Here is an 18,836-nt window from a genome sequence, read left to right as displayed (position 1 = left end):
TTTCCCGATGCGCGCTCTACTCGTGCTGTTCAGCCTGCTGCTACCGCTGTCGATGGTCCAGGCCGCCGACAAACTCCAGGTGGTTACCAGCTTCAGTATTCTCGATGACATCACCCACCAGATCGGTGGCGATCATATCCAGATCAGCAACATGGTCGGCCCCGACGCCGACGCCCATACCTACGAGCCCACCCCGGATGACGCCAAGGCGCTGCTCAAGGCCAAGGTGATTATCAAGAACGGCCTGGGTTTCGAGCCGTGGCTTGACCGCCTGGTGACCAGCACCGAAACCAAGGCGACCGTGGTCACCGCCAGCAAAGGCGTGATTTCCCACACCATGGAAGAAGACGGTGAAACCATCCCCGACCCACATGCCTGGCACAACCTGGCCAACGCCGAAATCTACGTGAACAACATCACCAAGGCGCTGGTGGCCGCCGACCCGGCCAACAAGGCCGATTACCTGCGCAACAGCCAGGCGTACCTGAAAGAGATCTACCGCCTGCTGGCCGAAGCCAAAACCAAATTCGGCGCACTGCCGGCGGGCAACCGTCGCATCGTCACTTCCCATGACGCGTTCGGCTACCTGGGCCAGGCCTACGGCATCCAGTTCCTGGCACCTCAGGGCCTGTCGACGGAACGTGAGCCTTCGGCCGCCGAAGTGGCCGCGCTGATCACCCAGATCCGCAAAGACAAGGTCAAGGCCGTGTTCATGGAAAACATCAAGGATTCGCGCCTGCTCAAGCAGATTGCAGACGAAAGCGGCGCGCAGATCGGCGGCACGCTGTACTCCGACGCCCTCGCCGCAGAGGGCCCGGCCAGCACCTTCACCGGGCTGTTCGAATACAACCTCAACACCCTGTGCGCCGCCCTGAGCAAACCATGACCTTGTGCATGCTCGACCGGGAAAAGACGGCCCCTGGCAATTACGTCCCTATCATTACGGAGCCTGACGCATGATCCGCAAGAACCCTTCCGGCGATCTCCCAGTGATCGCCGAATCGGCCTACGTCGACAAGACCGCAATCATCTGCGGCAAAGTCATCATCGGCGAGAATGTGTTCGTCGGCCCCTATGCCGTGATCCGCGCCGACGAAGTCGACGCGTCCGGCGACATGGACCCCATCACCATCGGCGCCAACTCCAATATCCAGGACGGCGTGGTCATCCACTCCAAATCCGGCGCGGCGGTGACGATTGGTGAGTTCAGTTCCATCGCGCATCGCTCCATCGTCCATGGCCCCTGCACCGTCGGCGACCGGGTGTTCATCGGCTTCAACAGCGTGCTGTTCAACTGCGTCGTGGGCGACGGTTGTGTGGTGCGCCACAACTCGGTGGTCGACGGCCGCGACTTGCCCGCCGCCTTCTACGTGCCGTCCACCACTCGCATCGGGCCTCACACCGACCTGTCGCAGTTCCCGCCGGTCAGTGTCAGCGCCTCGGAGTTTTCCGAAGACGTGGCCCGCACCAACGTCGACCTGGTGCGGGGTTACAAAGCCCTGCAAAACGAGTTCTGAGCCATGAGCCGCCTGCTGATCCGCAATGCCCGCCTGGTCAATGAAGGCCTGGAGTTCGACGCCGATGTGCTGGTCGCCAATGGCCGTATCGAGAAAATCGCCGGCAGCATCGAAGGCGGCAACGAGCCGGTGGAGATCGACGCCCAGGGTCAATGGCTGCTGCCAGGCATGATCGACGACCAGGTGCACTTTCGCGAACCTGGCGCGCCGGACAAAGGCAGCTTCTACAGCGAGTCCCGCGCAGCGGTGGCCGGCGGCATCACCAGTTTCATGGACATGCCCAACACCCACCCTGCCACCCTGACCCTGGAGGCGCTGGCCGATAAAAAGCGCCGCGCCGCCTTGAATTCGGTGGCCAATTACGGCTTTCACTTTGGTGTGAGCAACGACAATCTCGATACCGTGGCCGCCCTCGACCCACGGGAAGTCGCCGGGGTCAAAGTGTTCATGGGGGCCTCCACCGGTAATATGCTGGTGGACGACCCGCGTATTCTGGAGCGACTGTTTGCCGAAGTGCCGACCCTCCTGCTGGCCCACTGTGAACACACGCCCAGCATCCTGGCCAATGAACAGCGTCTGCGCGAGCGCTTCGGCGAACGGATTCCCGCCGTTGCCCACCCACTGATCCGCGATGCCGAGGCCTGTTACCGCTCGTCTTCGTTTGCCGTGGAGTTGGCCCAACGTCACGGCACGCGGTTGCATGTATTGCACCTGACCAGCGCGCTCGAACTGGCTCTGTTCGAAGACAAACCCTTGTCTGAAAAACGCATCACCGCCGAGGTCTGCGTGCACCACCTGTTGTTCGATGACCGCGACTATCACCGTCTCGGCCACCAGATCAAATGCAACCCGGCCATCAAGACCCGCGCCGACCGCGACGCTCTGCGCCGTGCCTTGTTGAGTGATCGCCTGGATGTCATCGGCACCGACCATGCTCCGCATACCTGGGCGCAGAAACAGCTGGGCTATCGAGAAGCGCCGTCCGGGCTGCCGCTGGTGCAGCATGCGTTGCCGGCATTGCTGGAGTTGGTGGCTGACGGGCACCTGCCGCTCACCACGCTGGTGGCGAAGACCAGCCACCGAGTGGCTGACCTGTTTGCCATTCCCGAACGCGGCTACTTACGCGAAGGCTATTGGGCCGACCTGGTGCTGATCCGACCCGAGCCCGAAGGCAAACCCGTCAGCAACCAACCGATCCTGGCACGCTGCGGCTGGACACCGTTTGCCGAACGCAGCTTTCGCCACAGCGTCAGCACCACATTGGTGTCCGGCCACCTGGCGTGGCACAACGGCCAGGTCGTCGACAGTTGCCAGGGCTTGCCCCTGCATTTTTTGCGTTAAGCGCGGGGTTTGACCGTACCGCAGTCGTTGCCCAGCCACTGGGCATGGGTGTCGAGGCTGCCCTTCTGCTGGATGCCGGTGGCATTGAAGGTGCCGTTGACGGTGGTGGTGAATTCCTTCTGGCTCTGGAAGGTGGCGACGCCACTGCCTTGGGCTTTCGGGCAACTGAAACGGAATTTCCACTGGTTGCCGCTCTTGTCGGTCACTTCCTGCCTGCAGCCCGATTGCGGGTCGGTCAGCGGGATCGAATCGGAGGCGACCTGAGCAGGGGTGAGGCACACCTGCACGCCTTTGCCGGCCATGGTGATGCCCTGTTTTTCCAGCATTGCACGTTGTTCGGGAGTCATCTGTTGCTTGAGCTGACCGAGGATCAGCGAAAGGTCCGGCAAGTCCTGGTTATCAACTTTCATATTGCTGGTAGTCAATTCCCACAACCCCGGCGCCAGCATCTGCGCCTGAGCCGCCACGGGCAGCGACAATCCAACAACCATGGCCAAACCAAGCAGACGAGCATTCATCGAGTAACTCCTGGGTAATTGTGGGCGTTAGACGCCGCAAAGGCGCCAGTGTTGCACGGCAAATAAAATAGCGACATTCGCAGCCGTTCATGGTCTGTTAGGCAGTCGATTGTCTGGAGATATGTCGTCCATGGATTTTTTTGGCCCGCACCTGCTCGCCTACTTCATTGCCACGCTGCATTTTCTCGGGACTCTCGCCGCGATCCACGCTGTGCTGACCGTCAGGACCGCCCAAGGCTCGATCGCCTGGGCGTTGTCGTTGATGTTCATGCCCTACCTCACGTTGATCCCTTACCTGATCTTCGGCCGCAGCACCTTCGACGCTTATATCCAGGCACGCCGCCAGGCCAACCAGGAAATGCACACCGCCATTGCCGAGCTGAACTGGCGCCCTTGGGTCGAAGAAGCCCTCGCCGCACGCAACTCCAGCGCCTACGCGTCGCTGCGCGCAATGCCCAAGCTGGGACGCATGCCGTGCCTGGCCAACAACCAAGTGCGCTTGTTGATCAATGGTGATGCCACCTTCAGTGCAATCTTCGACGCGATCCGCAGTGCCAGGAGCGCCGTGCTGTTCCAGTTCTTCATCATTCATGACGACGAACTGGGCAGGCAGTTGCATGCCCTGCTGAAGGAAAAGGCTGCTCAGGGCGTAGCCGTATATATGCTGTATGACCGCATCGGCAGCCATGCCCTGCCCCATCACTACGTGCAATCGCTGCGCGACGCAGGCGTACAGGTCAAGGCGTTCGCAACGCGCAGCGGCTGGCTCAACCGTTTCCAGGTCAACTTCCGCAACCACCGCAAGATCGTGGTGGTGGACGGCATCACCGGGTTTGTCGGTGGGCATAACGTCGGTGACGAATACCTGGGCAAAAAGCCGCCCCTGGCCCCGTGGCGCGATACTCACGTACAGGTGACCGGCCCGGTGGTGGCGTGCCTGCAAGAGTCGTTTGCCGAAGACTGGTTCTGGGCCGCGCGCAAGTTGCCGCCGCTGATCCTGCCGGACGCCTACCCCGAAGACGGCGTACTCTGCCAACTGCTCGCCAGTGGGCCGGCCGACTCGTATGAAACCTGCTCACTGTTTTTCGTCGAAGCCATCCACGCGGCAACCGAGCGGGTGTGGATCACCAGCCCGTATTTCATCCCCGATGAGGCCGTGTTCTCCGCGCTGCGCCTGGCCGTGCTGCGCGGCGTCGACGTACGCCTGCTGCTGCCTTCACGTCCCGACCACCGCATCGTCTACGCTGCGTCCAGCCTTTATGCGATCGAAGCCGTACGCGCCGGGGTGCGCGTGTTCCGCTACACGCCGGGCTTTCTGCATCAGAAAGTGGTGTTGGTGGACAGCGAAATCAGCGCGATCGGCAGTGCGAACATGGATAACCGTTCGTTCCGACTGAATTTTGAAGTGATGTTACTGACGGTGGATGAGGCGTTTGCCGGCGAAGTTGAGCAAATGCTGATGGACGACTTCGCCCTGGCCCATGAAGTCAGCCAGGAAGAAAGCCGCGAGACCCGCCGCCTGCAACAACTGGGCATGCGGGTCGCACGACTGATCTCCCCGATTCTCTAAATGTGGGAGGGGGCAACCCCTCACCACACTTGAACTCAGGTGTCTTGAACGTCAGCGGTAGAGATCTTCCCGTGTCCACGGCAGTTCATGGCTGCCATCGGCATGGGGTTTAACCGCCAGGATCTGGTGCAGGTTGATCCAGCCCCGCGCAAACGCATAAGCGCAGCCTGCCAGGTACAACCGCCAAATCCGCAAGGCCTGCTCCGGCACCATCTGCGCCGCCGCTTCAAGGTTGTCCTCAAGGCGCTCGCTCCAGTGGTCCAGGGTGCGTGCGTAATGCAGGCGCAGGCTTTCGACGTCGACCACTTCCAGCCCGACTTCACTGATCTCGGCGGTCATCATCGCCAGGTGCGGCAACTCGCCGTTGGGGAAGACATAACGCTCGATGAAGTCCCCGGCGCCGCGGCCGACAGGACGACCGTCAGTGTGCTTGGCGGTAATACCGTGGTTCATCACCAAACCGCCCTCGCGCACCGCGCCAAACAGGGTTTGGCAGTACTGCGCCAGGTTGGCGTGCCCGACGTGTTCGAACATGCCCACGCTCACCACCTTGTCGAACCGGCCATCCTGAGGCAGGTCACGGTAGTCGAGCAATTGCAGGTCCACCTGGTCTTCCAGGCCCTCGGCTTTCACCCGTTCCCGGGCCAGCGCCAACTGCTCCTTGCTCAAGGTGATGCCAAATACTTTGACCCCGAACTCCCGCGCCGCAAAGCGCGCCAGCCCACCCCAGCCACAGCCTACGTCGAGCAAATACTCACCCGGCTGCAACCGCAGTTTGCGGCACAGGTGGCGAAATTTGTCTTGTTGGGCCTGGTCGAGGGTTTCGCTGCCGGTTTCGAAATAACCGCAGGAGTACGCCATGTCCTGATCCAGCCACAGCTGGTAGAACTCGTTGGACAGGTCGTAATGGTAGGAAATTGCCGCAGCGTCGGTGGCCTTGTCGTGGATCGAGCGCACCGGACGACTCCCCTCGTCGTCGTCGATCAGGGCATGACTGAGCTCGTCACACACCCGGATGACCTCGGAAATGGAGCCTTCCAGCTCCAATTTGCCCTCAACGAAGGCTTCGCCCAGTGAATCGAGCGTTGGATGGGTCAGTTGGGACACGACCGTGGGGTCCTTCACCACGATGGTCACACTGGGCGCAGGGCCCAGGTTGAATTCATGGCCGTCCCAGAGTCGAAGACGCAGCGGTAGCTGAAGATTCTGTAAGGCCGGTGGAAGTTGCGCGAGCATGAGTAGTCCCCCTTGTTTCAGACGTCTGGAGTGAGGGTAGACCATCAGAAGACAAAGTAGGAGGCTATCGAATTGATAGTGCTCTTCTATGGGGCTCTACGTTCGAGCAAACCATCCTGGACCCACTGCTTAAGCCACGTAACCGCCTGCAGTGGCGCACCCTCTGCATAGGTGACTACCAATTGCGCGCACAGTTCTGAAAAATTCCAGCCGGTGGTCACCATTCCGGCCAGGGCAAACGCTTCATCAGGTTCAAGGCTGCGGTAGTGGCACACGTTCTGGTGCCGCCATACCAGGCAGATGTGTGTCGGCGTCAGTGCGTGACTGCCGGGGAAGTCCGACTGATCCTTGCTCGCGCGCCATATCGCCACGCTGTTGAAATGGCACGGCATCTGCTGCACCGAAGGTACCAGGGCGACCTGTAAACCCGGCCAGTCTGCAGGCGGCAGCTGCGCCATGTCATCCAAGCCAAGCGGCTCACCCTGTGGCGCATCGAATGCCAGGGTAAACGCCCATTCGAGCCGCGCCAGTTCGGCCAGCGGCGCGCTCTGTTCAGCCACCAAATGCTCGACGATAAACGCAGGGAACCGCTCGCCCAGCCAGCGCAAGCTGTAATGGGCAGACGGATAACGACGCACGTAGGCTTCGGTCAGAGACGCAAACTCTTCATCCCCCAGCCAATACCAGATGGCGCCGAAGTCATGCCGCAGCACTTCCTGCAGCCGCGCCAGGTAGGCGTTGTGATAGATCGCCAGGCCCGTGTCGACATCCAGCGTCGGCCCCCCCAGCAACGTGTCGGCAAAACCGCTGTTGGCCGCCGGGGTTGCGGATAACAGATGCTGCTCAAAGGCCAATTGCCAGTCGGTCAGGCGCATAGCGACCTCCTGGCCAGCGCAGCAGCGCCCAGTTCACGAGCCTTGCCCAGCTCGGTGAGCAACTCTTCAAACGGAGGAAAATGATCGTCGCGCTCCAATAGCGTCGAGATCGGCCCCAGGTGTTCCAGGGTTTGTTGATACAGCGCCCACACCGGATCGCACACGGGATGGTCATGGGTATCGACGACATAGTCGCCGTAGTCCATATGCCCGGCCAGATGCAGTTGGCGAATGCTGTGTGGCGGCAGGTTGCGGATGAAAGTCCAGGCATCGAAGCCGTGATTACGCGAGCTGACGTAGACGTTGTTGACGTCCAGCAACAACTGGCAGCCCGTCAGGTGGGTCAAGGCATTGAGGAATTCCCATTCGGTAAATTCATCTGCCTTGGAACGCACATAGCTGGAGACGTTTTCCAGCACCAGTGGACGCTGCAGTACGTCCTGCACTTGCAGAACACGCGCCGCCACGTGGTAAAGGCTCTCCTCGGTATAGGGCAACGGCAGCAAATCATGCAACTGATGCGCGCTGCCGCGGCTCCAGCACAGATGATCGGAAACCCACGCCGGTTGCAGACGTACGGCGAGCTGTTTGATTTGCTTCAGGTAATCGGTATCGAGGGCATGGGGCCCACCGATGGACAAGGACACGCCATGCATGACCAGGGGATAGCGCTCGGCTATCGCCTCCAGGTAATACAAGGCTTTACCGCCCTGGACCAGATAATTCTCAGAGATGACCTCGAACCAATCCACCGCCGGTGATTGTTCAAGGATCTGCTGGTAGTACTCACTGCGCAGGCCCAGGCCGTAACCCAGACTCGGAAAGGAAGCGGACATGATGCACTCCTGGGCAAAGTGTCCGCAGCGGAAAAGGCATCCGCTGCGGTTGCACTCGGTTGCCGGTTACTCGCCGACTTTGCCGCCAGCCGCGTCACACGCTGCCTTGCTCATGGCCTTGAAGCCGTGGCCTTTGCAGACCGCCTGACCTTTGCAAGCGTTTTCAGCGGTTTTGCAGTCATTCATGCCTTTGCAAGAAGTCACACCGTAGCAATGAACAGTAGCGTCGGCGGCCTGTACCTGGGTAGCAACACCAGCAAACATAGTGGCGGCAGCGATGGCCAGGGCAGCACCGGAAACGGCATTTTTAATGTTCATTTTTGGTTCCTCAGAGATCAATAGTGGGTGTCGGTCTGAACGGTTTGTTCAGTCTCGACACACCACTAGAGTGAGGTCCCTTGGCGGCGTTACAGCCTTTTGAAAAAACTTCCGGAAATTATTCCTCGAGCTTCAAAAGCGGCTCCTGGAAACGCAATAAACGCCCAGCATTGCCCAGCACCAACAACGTACTGAGGTTATGCAATACCGCTGCAATCATTGCGCCTGCGGCCCCCAGCCAGCCAAAGGCGGCGAACACCACGATCGCCAGGGTCCACCCCAGGCCGATGACGACGTTGACCTGCAAAGTGTGTCGACACTGGCGGCTCAAGCGCACACAGGTGCCCAGACGCCGCAAGTCGCTGCCGATCAGCACCACATCCGCCGACGCCAGGGCGATGTCCGCGCCACCGGCGCCCATCGCCACGCCGACCACACCGGCCTTCAGTGCCAGGGAGTCGTTGATACCGTCGCCCACCACCATCGGGCGGAAACCACTGCCGATCTCGCCCAGCACGCGGTTGAGCTTGTCCTCCGGCAAGGCTTGCGCCTCGACATCGCTGATGCCCACGTCCAACGCCAGGCTGTCGGCGACGCTTTGACGGTCGCCGGTCAGCAGCAGTTGGCGTCCCAGGCCCAGCTCGCGCAGCTCTTGCAGCGCTTGGCGTGCTTCCGGCTTGACGCTATCGGCCAGCAGCAGCCAGGCCAGGAACCGCCCATTCAACGCCAACCCGGCAATCGGGCCGTCGTGGTTCGGAACGGACGTTGTCGCGATACCCAATTGCTCGAACAACTCCGGCCGGCCCAGCGCGGCTTCGCCCTGTTCGGTCTGTGCCACCACGCCCAGGCCCTGGCGTTCGCGGATGTCGGTCAGTGCGAGCATTTGCTCCTGGGCCGCCAGGCCCGCCAAGGCACGGCTGACCGGATGACTGCTGGCCGAACCCAGGCTGGCCGCCAGATTCAACAACACCTGCCGATCCGGTGCGGTGGTTTCGATCGATTGCAGGCGCAAGGTGCCAAAGGTCAACGTACCGGTCTTGTCGACCACCAACGAGGTCAGGTCCGCCAATTCCTCCAAAAATGCCGAGCTGCGGATCAAAATCCCATGCCGAGCCGCCACGGCGATCCCGGCAATCGCCGTGGCCGGTGCTGATAGCACCAAGGCACACGGGCACGCCGCCACCAGCACCGCCAGCATTGCCTGGGCGTCATTGGTCACAAACCAGGTCACCGCCGCCAGCAACAGCACCAGCACCATATAACTGCCGGCATAACGCTCCAGCAGCCGCGTGATCGGCGGCTTGGAGCGTTCGGCGTTCTGCATCAGCGCGATCACCTTGCCCAAGGTCGACTCATTACCGGTGCGGGTCACTTCCAGGCGCAGCAAGCCATCGAGGTTGATCGCCCCACCAAACACCTGCACACCCACGCTGGCTTCCAGCGGCACCGACTCACCAGTGATCGGCGCCGTATCCAGGCTCGCCTGCCCCGACAGCACCACGCCATCAGCCGGCACTCGATCACCGGCGCGCACTTCGACGATATCGCCAGTGTTCAGCGTTCCGTTATCCACTTCGACAATGTTGCCGTCGGCCTGCACCAACCGCGCATGGCTGCGGGTCAGTTTGCCCAGGGCATGGATCGCCTCCTGGGAGCCGATCACGCTGCGCTCCTCCAACACATGACCGAAGATCATGATGATCGGCAGCAACGCAGCCGTCAGCAGATCGCCCGTCGCCCAGGCACCGAGCATGGCCAGGGCGATCAGTTGATCGGTGATCCCGTGCAGGCTGGGAAAACGCAGGCTGTACCAGGCCGAGCGCATCACGGGTACGGCCACCAGCAACGATGCCACGCCCAGCAACAACTGACTCACGCCTGTCTGGTCCGGCGCCAGCCAGCGCCACACCAAGCCCAATATCAACAACCCCAGGGCCAGCATGGCCAAGGTCAATTGCCGGGCAGCACTGCGCTGCTCGGCTGAAGTCAGCATGGGTGCGCTCATTGTTCGGCTCCCTGGATAATCAAGCGGGAGTCGTCTTTAGGATCGACAGTGGTCACGGAGCCGGCCTGGCCGAGAATTTTCGGTAACCGCTCGCGGTACAGACGCAGCAGCAAGCCGGGGTCTTTCACCTGGGCCAGGCTGGCGACGGTGGCGGTTTGCGCCTGGGCATTGGCCAGGCGTTCGCTGGCCTGGGCATGGGCGACCTGCACCAGGCGGTCAGCCGTCTGGTTGGCGGTTTGGGTGAGTTTTTCCGCGTCGGTGCGCGCATTGGCCACCGCTTTATCAGCTTGCTGGCTGGCGGTCAGTACCGCGTTGAACGCATTCACCGCCGGGCCCGGCAGACTCGACTGCACATCGACGCGAGTGACTTCGATGCCCAACCCCAAGCCCGTAGTGGCCAACTCGGCCAACCGTTTATTGATGCCCTGCACCAAGTCCCCGCGCAGTCGCTCGCGGCGCTCGGCGGCGCCGTTGTCGGTGCCTATCAATTCAGGGCGCGCCACCAGGATCGTGTCCAGATCGCGCGCGGCGGTCAGGGCCACGGCGCTGCGGGTGACCAGGCGATCCAGGGCCGGCAGCACATGCTCGCCCTGCAGCACAAACGCGTAGGGCTCGGTGACTTTGTAGAACACCCGTACATCCAGCTGTACCACGCCGGCATCACCGGTCAACAGGTAACCGGAGCCGGCCAGGGAATCGCTTAACGGCGTGGCGAAACTGGCCACGCGATCAGCCTGCGTCGCCGCATCGGAGCGCAGCAGGTTCTCCACCCGACGCTCGATTACGCGGTCCGCCGCCGGCAACAGCACCACTTGCTCGAACGGCTGCGGCCAGGCCAGCAGCAGCCCGGCATTCTGAATCCGATCCAGTGCGCCGAAGTGCAACACCACCGCACGATTCTGCGGGTCGATCTGGCGTACGTTGGAAAACGCCCAGGCCAACGCCGCCAAAACGGTCACCGCGTACAGCGCCACGAAGGTCAGGCGCCCGGCCTGGATCCATGGGCTGTCCGGGTTGTCACGCTCGATCATGGCTGGATGTCCTTGGGCCCATCGACCAGTGCGCGGAACGGCGCGGCGTCGGTGCGCAAGATGATCTTGGTGCCTGGCGTGACCACGGTGCCCAAGGTATCCAGCGAACGCAGCAGGTTATACAGCTGCGGATTACCTGCGTAAGCGCGGCCATAAATTTGCGCGGCTTCGACCCGCGATTGCGCTTCGATATCGGCGGCTTTCACCGTGGCGTCAGCCTGCACGATCCGCGCATCGCGCTCGGCAGCGGAACGAATCTGCGCGGCTTCACGCTTGCCCACGGCAGTGCGCTCGGTGGCGATGGTTTCACGTTCGGCACGCATGCGGTCGACGGTAGCGGTGAGGGTCACTGACGGTAAGGTCAGACGCTCCACGCCCACTTGCGCTACGCGCACGCCATAGGTAGTGAGCAATTGTTGATCAATCTGCTGACGCAACTGCGCTTCGAAATCGGCGATGCGCACCTGGCTGGCGTCAGTGTTGATCAGGCTCGACAGATCGAAACTCGCCGCCGTGGTTTCCAACGCTGAGCCCACGAACGTGCGAATCTGCCGCGCCGCTTCATCCGGCTGGTTCTGCACGGCGCGCATAAAACGCTGCACATTGTCGGCATCGCCCTGCACCTGCCACGCCACGTAAGCCTGCACGATGATGCGCAAGCCATCGCGGGTGCCTACGTCCTGCAAGCCGCTGGAGGTCGTGCGCAGGCGCAGGTCCACGGGGATCGCCGCTTCGAACGGCGCCGGCCAGCGCCAGCCCAGGCCCGGCTCCAGCAGTACCCGCGACGGGTTGCCAAAGCGCGTTATCACCGTGGCTTCGCCGGAACCCACCTGCACCAGGCTCGCCGCCGCCACCGCAAACAGCACCAGCAACACGGCCCAGGCCATTCGCCGCCAGGGGAAGGGGCCAGCGGCGTGTTCATCACCGTGATGGTGGTGGCCATGATGATGGTGGTGGTGGTGACCGTGGTCATGATCGTGAGAATGAGCGCTCAACAGACAAACTCCTTATTGAACGGCTTTGCGCGGCGCCATTGGGTCAGCCGGCAACGTAAAAGAACGCAGATCGATCGTCGGCGCGCCATCGGCGCCCAGGCGGTGATCCAGAATAAGCAGTTTGGCACTGGCCAGGCCCTGGCTGAGTTGGCCAAGGTACTGTTCCAACACGAACGCTTTGCCTGCGGTGGCGTAAGCCTTCTGTTCAGCGGCAAAACGCAGGTCGGCGGCTTGGGCGCCGGCGTTCACTTCGCGGGCGCTGGCCTGGGCCTGGTCGCGTACCGTGCTGGCTTGCAGCAGCGCCTGATTGGTTTGCTCGCTGGCGGCTCCGCGCTCACGGGAGATCAGTGCCTGGGCGCCGATCTGCGCCGCCTGCACGCCGTGATAGGCGTTGGCCGCACCGGCCGGTGGGTGAATGGCCTCCACCACCGTAGCGAGGATTTCCACACCGCTGTCGAGCTTGTTCAGGTCTGCCTGCACCGCCCGGCCCACTTCATCGGCGAGGCTGGTACGTTGCTCACCCAGCAGTTCGTCGAGGGTGCGTGAAGCAAAGTCGTGCACGAGAATACGGCTGGCGGTGCTGCGGATCAGCGTCGGCACATCCGCGCTGTTGTAAGTGGCGGCGAGCGCGGCCTGATCGGTCAGGCCGATACGGTAGACAAAACGCACATCCATATTGACGATCTGAAAGCTCTGCTTGTCGCCGCTGCTGCTGGCGATCACCTGAGACTTGTCATTCACATGGCTGGCGTCCCACAACCGGTTGGCAATCGTCGGCGCCGGGCCTTCGGCAGAAGCCAGTTCGGGCGTGGCGGCTTCGCTGACGCTGGTTGCCAGCTCATGCACCACGCCGTTCTCCACATTCAATACGCGCCCCAGCGGCCAAGGCAAACCGGCATGCAGGCCAGGGCCGAAGACTTCAACAGGTTTACCGAAGCGTTCATAAATCCCGCGGCCTTGCAGGGGCACTTCATGCACGCCGGTCAGCGACCAGCCCACGGCGAGAACCACCAGCAACACTGGTAGAAACGCCCGGCGCATGTAGGTAAACGCCCAGATCTGGCGCAGGTCGATGCCGAAGCGGTTGTGCAATTCATGCTGCAAGGCAAGCAGGGGTTGCGGCGGCCAGCGCAGCAGCCCGGCAATAAAACTCTGGGCCATCAAGCGCGGTTCGAGGCGCGGTTGGCGCGGGCTGAACAACGACAGCACGCCCCTGAGCAGGAACTCCAAAGCCACCAACGCCGGCAAGAGCCCCATCAGCGTCGCCAGCCGCAACGGCCAGACCGATTCGGCACCGGCAAACAACAGGCAAATTGCACTGATCACCAGGCAGATGATTGCCACCCGGCTCAATTGCGCCAATTGCTCAGCTTCCGGCCATTGCGTCAGCGTTTCCTGGGCCAGGCGGCGCTCGAACACCAGCAAACCGAAGGCCAGCGCCAACGCCAAGGCAGCGCCGATGCTGGCAGACTGGCCTACGGCGGCGGCGGGCAACGCCAGGTTCCAGAACTCGAAGATGCTGACCAGCACCAGTAGAGACCAACCGCATAACCACAATACCGGGGTGCCGATCTGCGCCAACAGGCCACTACCCAGACGCCCGATCAGCCGCGTGTAACCTTCCGTGTCCGCCACGGGCACATCGGCGCTCGGCTCTTCCAGCGACTGGGCGCGCCAATCGGCCACCCACCACGCCGATTGCAACCCGGCCACCAGCACCAGCAACGCCGAGGAGCAGTTGATCAGCACCACGGGCCAGATCGATAGCGGGGCGAACAATGCGACGAACAGGGCGAGCACCCAACCCGCGACCGCCAGGGTCGTCAGGCTGATGCCGGCCTGGCGCAACCGACGGGCATGGAACAACCCTTGTTGAAAACGCGGCAGGCCCTCAACCGAAGCGCCGTCAGCTTCTAGATCCACTTGCATTCACAACACCCACCTAAAACCGATCGTTATCCTATAACAAAAAACGTGAAATTTCTGTTTGGCCATGAGGCATCGAACACGGGCTCTCAACACAGCCCGCCCTGTGAATCCAGGATCACTGCATAAACAAGTAAAAGAAACACTTAGATAAATAGTTGGCTGGAACGCTTCACTTGCTTTGCTTCACACAAAGACACGTCTATTTTATTACATAGGCGCAACTATCAGTCCTACAGGAAGCAGAGAATTGGCCATCAGTTTCAATCCATCTCATAACGTAAATTTTTCCTATCCAACAAATCCAGTTACACCTTCTAAGCAAGAAGTGCCACAGCATGAGACTGAAGTCCGTTCAAAAGATAAATCGGCAATAGACGCTAGAAACGCCCAAGACAACTTCAACCAAATTTCCCAACGCAAGACACGCTCCGTCAACACCCCTCCGGAGAATTCTCAACCGGTCATTCATTTTCATGGAGGAGGGACATGGGATCAGTACTATCAGACCTACGGAAATCTCTGGGGATATCTTCCTCCGGAGAATCCACCCGTTCGTCAAAAAGTCGCGGATCAAGACGACTCCGCCGACGGCCTTACGTTGACCTTGGATGAATATGAACAAGAACATAAATATGAAGAGGGCGATCACAAGCTGAGCCAGACCGTATCCAAGCATATGCTAAAGCACGACCCGGCCACTGACAGTCAGCCCATGATTGACGTCAATCAAGACACGACAATTCGTGGTTGGCTTGATCAATTAAGAAATGCATTCTCCAGTAATATCCTGAAAAAGTGGTATGAGACCAATGAAATTACTCCCGGCAGTTTGAGCTACGACTCAAAATACCAAAATGTTCAATTTGTCAGAAATGATGGAAGGACCTTGAGCATGTCGCTTGAGCAATTTTATGAGCGATACCCGACTGCTCGCCAGGGGCTTGAGCCAGTGATCGATGCCTGCAAGAAGCTGGCGCCAGAGGGAAGTGATGTGAAATTCACGGCCTGGCCACAGGGCAAGGCACCGCTTGATGTGATTCAGAATTTCTATGGGATCAAGCCGCCAGAAACCAAGGAGGCTTCCACGGCATGGGGCAAAGAACTGCAGAAAATCAAGGCATTCCCGGAACACACCTTGAACCTTCCGGAGAATGACTGGGCACTCTCACGCCAGCAACGCAGGTTGCAAAATATCAACGAAGGCTTTGTGACACAGCCCAAATATGTCGTGGAATATGAATCGTCTGCCGACCAACTCCACCGGGATCTAAATGCATGGCCCCTTAAACACAAAAATCCTGCCGATTATGAGCTCTCCCAATCCATCGGCGACATAATGTCCACGATGACAGAAGAAGCATTTACGAAACCGCTTCCAGAGATAACAGTTGAAAAAGGCACCTCGTTTTACCGTTGGATCGGTGTAATCAATCAGGCCTTTGAAAACAAAGCGCTTACAGAGTGGGCTAAAAAAAATAATGCCCGTGAATTCAGTTTTGACCCTGAGACTAGAACATTCCATGCCACGGTGGGCAACGAATCAAAAAGTTATACGGCCGATGAGTTCGACAAACAATTCCCGGCCTATTCCGGAGCTCTTGAGCCGCTGAATGATGTTGCCAAAGTCGTTGCACCTTTCCAGACCGGAATTAAACTTCGGCCGATCAAAGATGACAAGGTTCCGGTTGACATGCTCCTTAGCTTTTACGGGCTGAAGTCCATGCGCGAGATCCTGGTTGAAACACATGAAGATGCTAAGGCGCAAGCAAACTCGATCATTGATGAAAACCATCGGAACACGGCTATTTCCAACATCGACAGTACCGCCCAAAAAGAAGCTATTGAAAAAATAAACAGGATGGGGACCCAATTAAAAAACAACGATAGCGTCTTCAGCCAGGAACCTTCATGGCGACGCGAAGATGAGACCTACGAGCACTCGCTGCGGGTCATAGAAATCACCAATTCGGAATACGGAAAGCCCAATAAACGAATGGTCATTGAATATAGCGGGCGCGACTCCGAAATTATTTATGCGTAAAGGGCTCCGAACCTGAGGTTCCGCCCTCTCAACGGTGCCCGCTCGTTTGGAACGCTCGGGCACTGGTTTTTTGCTGGCCCGACTTTTGGGACAACCAGTCCGAAAGGATTTGTCCTACTTCGCAAAAACTCAAGAAACACGCGGCCAAGGTGAGCCATCACTAGAGTCCGCGGCAAGAAATCGGCACACTTCAGCACAGTTTTTCACGGGTTAACGGACAAGGAAGCGTCACCCCCCATGATTTCCATCTACCAACTCAAGCCACGCTTTCAAAACCTGCTGCGCCCCCTCGTGCAGCGTCTCTACGACAATGGCACCACCGCCAACCAGATCACCGTACTGGCCGGGGTCGTTTCCTTGCTCGTCGGCCTGCTGGTCGCAGGCTTTGCCCAACATCTGTGGCTGTTTGCGCTGATCCCTGTGTGGATGATCCTGCGCATGGCCCTCAATGCCATCGACGGCATGCTCGCCCGCGAGTTCGGCCAGCAATCGCGCCTGGGTGCCTACCTCAACGAATTGTGTGATGTGATCGCCGACAGCGCACTAATCCTGCCGTTCGCGCTGATTCCCGGCGTCAGTCTGGTACCGGTGGTGCTGGTAGCGCTGTTGGCGGTATTCAGCGAATACGCCGGGGTCCTGGGGCCGATGGTCGGTGCGTCACGCCGCTATGACGGGCCAATGGGCAAGAGCGACCGTGCCTTTGTATTGGGCGTGCTGGCCACCGGTGTGGCGCTCGGCTGGCTCGGCGCCGGTTGGGTCGACACGCTGATGTGGCTGGTTGCCGCCCTGCTCGCCTACACCCTGGTCAACCGTGTGCGCCAGGGCCTCAAAGAAGAACAAACCTCCCCGATTGCATAAGGATTTTTGCGATGCGCGAACAACAAGAGCACACCTTCACGACCCATGATGGCGTCGAGCTTTTCTACCGCCACTGGCCGGCCAGCGCACCTTCGAGTGATGAGCCGCGCAAGGCAATCCTGTTGTTCCATCGCGGGCATGAGCATTCGGGGCGCATTGCCCATCTGGTTGACGAACTCGACCTGCCGCACTTTGACTTCTTCGCCTGGGACGCCCGTGGCCATGGCCAGTCCCCCGGCGAGCGTGGCGACAGCCCCAGCTTCGCCACCAGCGCCCGTGACGTGCAAACCTTTTGCGACCACATTGGCGCCACCTACGGCATTGCAGAAGAAAACTTCGCCGTTATCGCGCAAAGCGTCGGCGCGGTGATCGCGGCGACCTGGGTCCATGATTACGCGCCGAAAATCCGTGCACTGGTGCTCGCCTCCCCGGCGTTCAAGGTCAAGCTCTACGTGCCCTTCGCACGCCCGGGCCTGGCACTGATGCGCAAGTTTCGCGGCAATTTTTTCGTCAACAGTTACGTCAAGGCCAAGTTCCTCAGCCACGACCCGCAGCGCGTGGCGTCCTACGACAGCGACCCGCTGATCACCAAGGCCATCTCGGTGAATGTACTGCTGGGCCTGTACGAAGCGGCTGATCGGGTGGTCGCCGATGCCCAGGCGATCCAGGTGCCGACGCAGTTGCTGATCTCCGGTTCCGACTTTGTGGTGCACCGCAAACCCCAGCAGCAATTTTTCGACCGCCTGGGCAGCCTGAAGAAAGAGCTGCACATCCTCCCTGGCTTCTTCCACGACACCCTTGGCGAACGCGACCGCGCCCCGGCCGTGAGCAGTGCCAAGCGCTTTATCCTGCAAAACTTCACCCAGCCGCTGGACCGCGCCTCATTGCTGGATGCCGATAAGCTGGGCGCCACCTGCGCCGAGTCCGAAGCCCTCGCAGCGCCACTGCCGCGTAATTCCCTGCGCGACCTGTATTGGCGCATGACCCGCGCCAGCATGGGCCTGGGCAAAACCCTGTCGGAGGGGGTGAAACTGGGCTTCGACACCGGTTTCGACTCCGGCAGCACCCTGGACTATGTGTACCGCAACAAGCCCAGCGGCAAGGGCGGGCTGGGCCGGATGATCGACAGCAACTACCTCAACTCCATCGGCTGGCGCGGCATTCGCCAACGCAAGCTCAACGTCGAGGAACTGCTGCGTTTGGCCATGGCCAAGTTGCGTGCCGATGATCGCCAAGTACGCATTGTGGACATTGCCGCCGGCCACGGTCGCTATATTCTGGAAGCCTTGCAGGGCGTGTCGCCGCTGCCGGAATCGATCCTGCTACGTGACTACAGCGACATCAACGTGCGCGATGGTGGCGCACTGATTCGCGAGAAAGGCCTGGGGGATATCGCGCAGTTCGTCAAAGGCGATGCCTTTGACCGGGCGGATCTGGCGGCGTTGGACCCCAAGCCAACCCTGGCGGTAGTGTCGGGGCTGTATGAGTTGTTCGCCGATAACGCCATGGTCGGCGGTTCGTTGGCCGGCCTTGCCGAAGCGGTGGAGCCCGGCGGTTACCTGGTCTACACCGGCCAACCGTGGCACCCGCAACTGGAATTGATCGCGCGTGCACTGACCAGCCACCGCCAGGGCCAGGCCTGGGTGATGCGCCGTCGCAGCCAGGCGGAAATGGATCAGTTGGTCGAAGCGGCGGGCTTTCGCAAGATCACCCAACGCGTGGATGAATGGGGCATTTTCAGCGTGTCCCTGGCACAGAAGATCTGA

Annotated in this window: 16 protein-coding genes; 7 read left to right on the top strand and 9 right to left on the bottom strand. The window is 60.4% G+C overall.

All coding sequences use genetic code 11. The features are described 5' to 3' along the window. Window positions 1-7: 7 nt before the first annotated feature. The 3 genes from ACQRBT_RS09420 to ACQRBT_RS09410 all read left to right on the top strand — a co-directional run bounded on the left by ACQRBT_RS09420 (window position 8) and on the right by ACQRBT_RS09410 (window position 2,858). Complete coding sequence (locus ACQRBT_RS09420; RefSeq protein WP_412046242.1) at window positions 8-886, top strand: metal ABC transporter substrate-binding protein; 879 nt, start codon at window positions 8-10, stop codon at window positions 884-886. A 70-nt stretch (window positions 887-956) separates the two neighbouring features. Continuing rightward, window positions 957-1,517 (top strand): DapH/DapD/GlmU-related protein, encoded by a 561-nt coding sequence (locus ACQRBT_RS09415; RefSeq protein ID WP_104995060.1) that lies wholly within the window; start codon window positions 957-959, stop codon window positions 1,515-1,517. A gap of 3 nt (window positions 1,518-1,520) precedes the next feature. Then, a complete protein-coding gene (locus tag ACQRBT_RS09410; RefSeq protein WP_104995061.1) occupies window positions 1,521-2,858 on the top strand; it encodes a dihydroorotase in 1,338 nt (445 codons plus the stop codon). Here the strand turns inward: ACQRBT_RS09410 and ACQRBT_RS09405 are convergent. Beyond that, window positions 2,855-3,376 carry a DUF3617 domain-containing protein gene (locus ACQRBT_RS09405; RefSeq protein WP_060756600.1) on the bottom strand — a complete coding sequence of 174 codons (522 nt, stop codon included), beginning with the start codon at window positions 3,374-3,376 and terminating at the stop codon, window positions 2,855-2,857. The two genes, ACQRBT_RS09410 and ACQRBT_RS09405, sit on opposite strands and share 4 nt — an antisense overlap. Before the next feature lie 130 nt (window positions 3,377-3,506). Here ACQRBT_RS09405 and cls point away from each other — a divergent pair, with 130 nt between their 5' ends. Then, window positions 3,507-4,946, top strand: coding sequence for a cardiolipin synthase (gene cls / locus ACQRBT_RS09400; RefSeq protein ID WP_060756599.1), 1,440 nt, complete (start codon window positions 3,507-3,509; stop codon window positions 4,944-4,946). A 51-nt stretch (window positions 4,947-4,997) separates the two neighbouring features. Here cls and cfaB read toward each other — a convergent pair whose 3' ends face one another. The 8 genes from cfaB to hflK (ACQRBT_RS09360) form a co-directional block, all read right to left on the bottom strand. Beyond that, window positions 4,998-6,182, bottom strand: coding sequence for a C17 cyclopropane fatty acid synthase CfaB (gene cfaB / locus ACQRBT_RS09395; protein WP_060756598.1), 1,185 nt, complete (start codon window positions 6,180-6,182; stop codon window positions 4,998-5,000). An 86-nt stretch (window positions 6,183-6,268) separates the two neighbouring features. Then, a complete protein-coding gene (locus tag ACQRBT_RS09390) occupies window positions 6,269-7,057 on the bottom strand; it encodes a DNA-binding domain-containing protein (RefSeq protein ID WP_060756597.1) in 789 nt (262 codons plus the stop codon). Next, on the bottom strand, window positions 7,048-7,893 hold the full coding sequence (locus tag ACQRBT_RS09385; protein WP_090367852.1) for a DUF692 domain-containing protein: 846 nt from the start codon (window positions 7,891-7,893) through the stop codon (window positions 7,048-7,050). The genes ACQRBT_RS09390 and ACQRBT_RS09385 overlap by 10 nt, the downstream gene beginning before the upstream one ends. Window positions 7,894-7,959: 66 nt before the next feature. After that, window positions 7,960-8,211 carry a hypothetical protein gene (locus ACQRBT_RS09380; protein ID WP_060756595.1) on the bottom strand — a complete coding sequence of 84 codons (252 nt, stop codon included), beginning with the start codon at window positions 8,209-8,211 and terminating at the stop codon, window positions 7,960-7,962. A 118-nt stretch (window positions 8,212-8,329) separates the two neighbouring features. Then, window positions 8,330-10,216, bottom strand: a complete 1,887-nt coding sequence (locus ACQRBT_RS09375) for a cation-translocating P-type ATPase (protein ID WP_104995063.1) — start codon at window positions 10,214-10,216, stop codon at window positions 8,330-8,332. Next, window positions 10,213-11,247 (bottom strand): protease modulator HflK, encoded by a 1,035-nt coding sequence (hflK, locus tag ACQRBT_RS09370; protein WP_060756593.1) that lies wholly within the window; start codon window positions 11,245-11,247, stop codon window positions 10,213-10,215. Before hflK (ACQRBT_RS09370) ends, ACQRBT_RS09375 begins: the two co-directional genes overlap by 4 nt. Further along, window positions 11,244-12,245, bottom strand: coding sequence for a protease modulator HflC (hflC, locus tag ACQRBT_RS09365; protein WP_412046267.1), 1,002 nt, complete (start codon window positions 12,243-12,245; stop codon window positions 11,244-11,246). Before hflC ends, hflK (ACQRBT_RS09370) begins: the two co-directional genes overlap by 4 nt. 9 nt (window positions 12,246-12,254) lie before the next feature. After that, window positions 12,255-14,171, bottom strand: coding sequence for a protease modulator HflK (hflK, locus tag ACQRBT_RS09360; protein WP_412046243.1), 1,917 nt, complete (start codon window positions 14,169-14,171; stop codon window positions 12,255-12,257). Between the two features lie 247 nt (window positions 14,172-14,418). Between hflK (ACQRBT_RS09360) and ACQRBT_RS09355 the strand changes: the two genes are divergently transcribed. The 3 genes from ACQRBT_RS09355 (at window position 14,419) to ACQRBT_RS09345 (ending at window position 18,836) form a co-directional block, all read left to right on the top strand. Continuing rightward, window positions 14,419-16,212, top strand: a complete 1,794-nt coding sequence (locus tag ACQRBT_RS09355) for a hypothetical protein (RefSeq protein ID WP_412046244.1) — start codon at window positions 14,419-14,421, stop codon at window positions 16,210-16,212. A 237-nt stretch (window positions 16,213-16,449) separates the two neighbouring features. After that, window positions 16,450-17,070 carry a CDP-alcohol phosphatidyltransferase family protein gene (locus tag ACQRBT_RS09350; RefSeq protein WP_060756590.1) on the top strand — a complete coding sequence of 207 codons (621 nt, stop codon included), beginning with the start codon at window positions 16,450-16,452 and terminating at the stop codon, window positions 17,068-17,070. An 11-nt stretch (window positions 17,071-17,081) separates the two neighbouring features. Beyond that, window positions 17,082-18,836 (top strand): bifunctional alpha/beta hydrolase/class I SAM-dependent methyltransferase, encoded by a 1,755-nt coding sequence (locus tag ACQRBT_RS09345; protein WP_060756589.1) that lies wholly within the window; start codon window positions 17,082-17,084, stop codon window positions 18,834-18,836.

This window comes from Pseudomonas sp. R19M, from assembly GCF_050312585.1.
GTDB lineage: Bacteria > Pseudomonadota > Gammaproteobacteria > Pseudomonadales > Pseudomonadaceae > Aquipseudomonas > Aquipseudomonas palleroniana.
Note: the sequence above shows the minus strand (reverse complement) of the source record. Positions and strands in the feature narration are given on the sequence as shown.

Excerpts from the sequence above, each read along its gene's own strand:
- ACQRBT_RS09420 (WP_412046242.1), top strand. The coding sequence starts at position 8 with ATGCGCGCTCTACTCGTGCTGTTCAGCCTGCTGCTACCGCTGTCGATG.
- ACQRBT_RS09415 (WP_104995060.1), top strand. The coding sequence starts at position 957 with ATGATCCGCAAGAACCCTTCCGGCGATCTCCCAGTGATCGCCGAATCG.
- ACQRBT_RS09410 (WP_104995061.1), top strand. The coding sequence starts at position 1,521 with ATGAGCCGCCTGCTGATCCGCAATGCCCGCCTGGTCAATGAAGGCCTG.
- ACQRBT_RS09405 (WP_060756600.1), bottom strand. The coding sequence starts at position 3,376 with ATGAATGCTCGTCTGCTTGGTTTGGCCATGGTTGTTGGATTGTCGCTG.
- cls (WP_060756599.1), top strand. The coding sequence starts at position 3,507 with ATGGATTTTTTTGGCCCGCACCTGCTCGCCTACTTCATTGCCACGCTG.
- cfaB (WP_060756598.1), bottom strand. The coding sequence starts at position 6,182 with ATGCTCGCGCAACTTCCACCGGCCTTACAGAATCTTCAGCTACCGCTG.
- ACQRBT_RS09390 (WP_060756597.1), bottom strand. The coding sequence starts at position 7,057 with ATGCGCCTGACCGACTGGCAATTGGCCTTTGAGCAGCATCTGTTATCC.
- ACQRBT_RS09385 (WP_090367852.1), bottom strand. The coding sequence starts at position 7,893 with ATGTCCGCTTCCTTTCCGAGTCTGGGTTACGGCCTGGGCCTGCGCAGT.
- ACQRBT_RS09380 (WP_060756595.1), bottom strand. The coding sequence starts at position 8,211 with ATGAACATTAAAAATGCCGTTTCCGGTGCTGCCCTGGCCATCGCTGCC.
- ACQRBT_RS09375 (WP_104995063.1), bottom strand. The coding sequence starts at position 10,216 with ATGAGCGCACCCATGCTGACTTCAGCCGAGCAGCGCAGTGCTGCCCGG.
- hflK (WP_060756593.1), bottom strand. The coding sequence starts at position 11,247 with ATGATCGAGCGTGACAACCCGGACAGCCCATGGATCCAGGCCGGGCGC.
- hflK (WP_412046243.1), bottom strand. The coding sequence starts at position 14,171 with ATGCAAGTGGATCTAGAAGCTGACGGCGCTTCGGTTGAGGGCCTGCCG.
- ACQRBT_RS09350 (WP_060756590.1), top strand. The coding sequence starts at position 16,450 with ATGATTTCCATCTACCAACTCAAGCCACGCTTTCAAAACCTGCTGCGC.
- ACQRBT_RS09345 (WP_060756589.1), top strand. The coding sequence starts at position 17,082 with ATGCGCGAACAACAAGAGCACACCTTCACGACCCATGATGGCGTCGAG.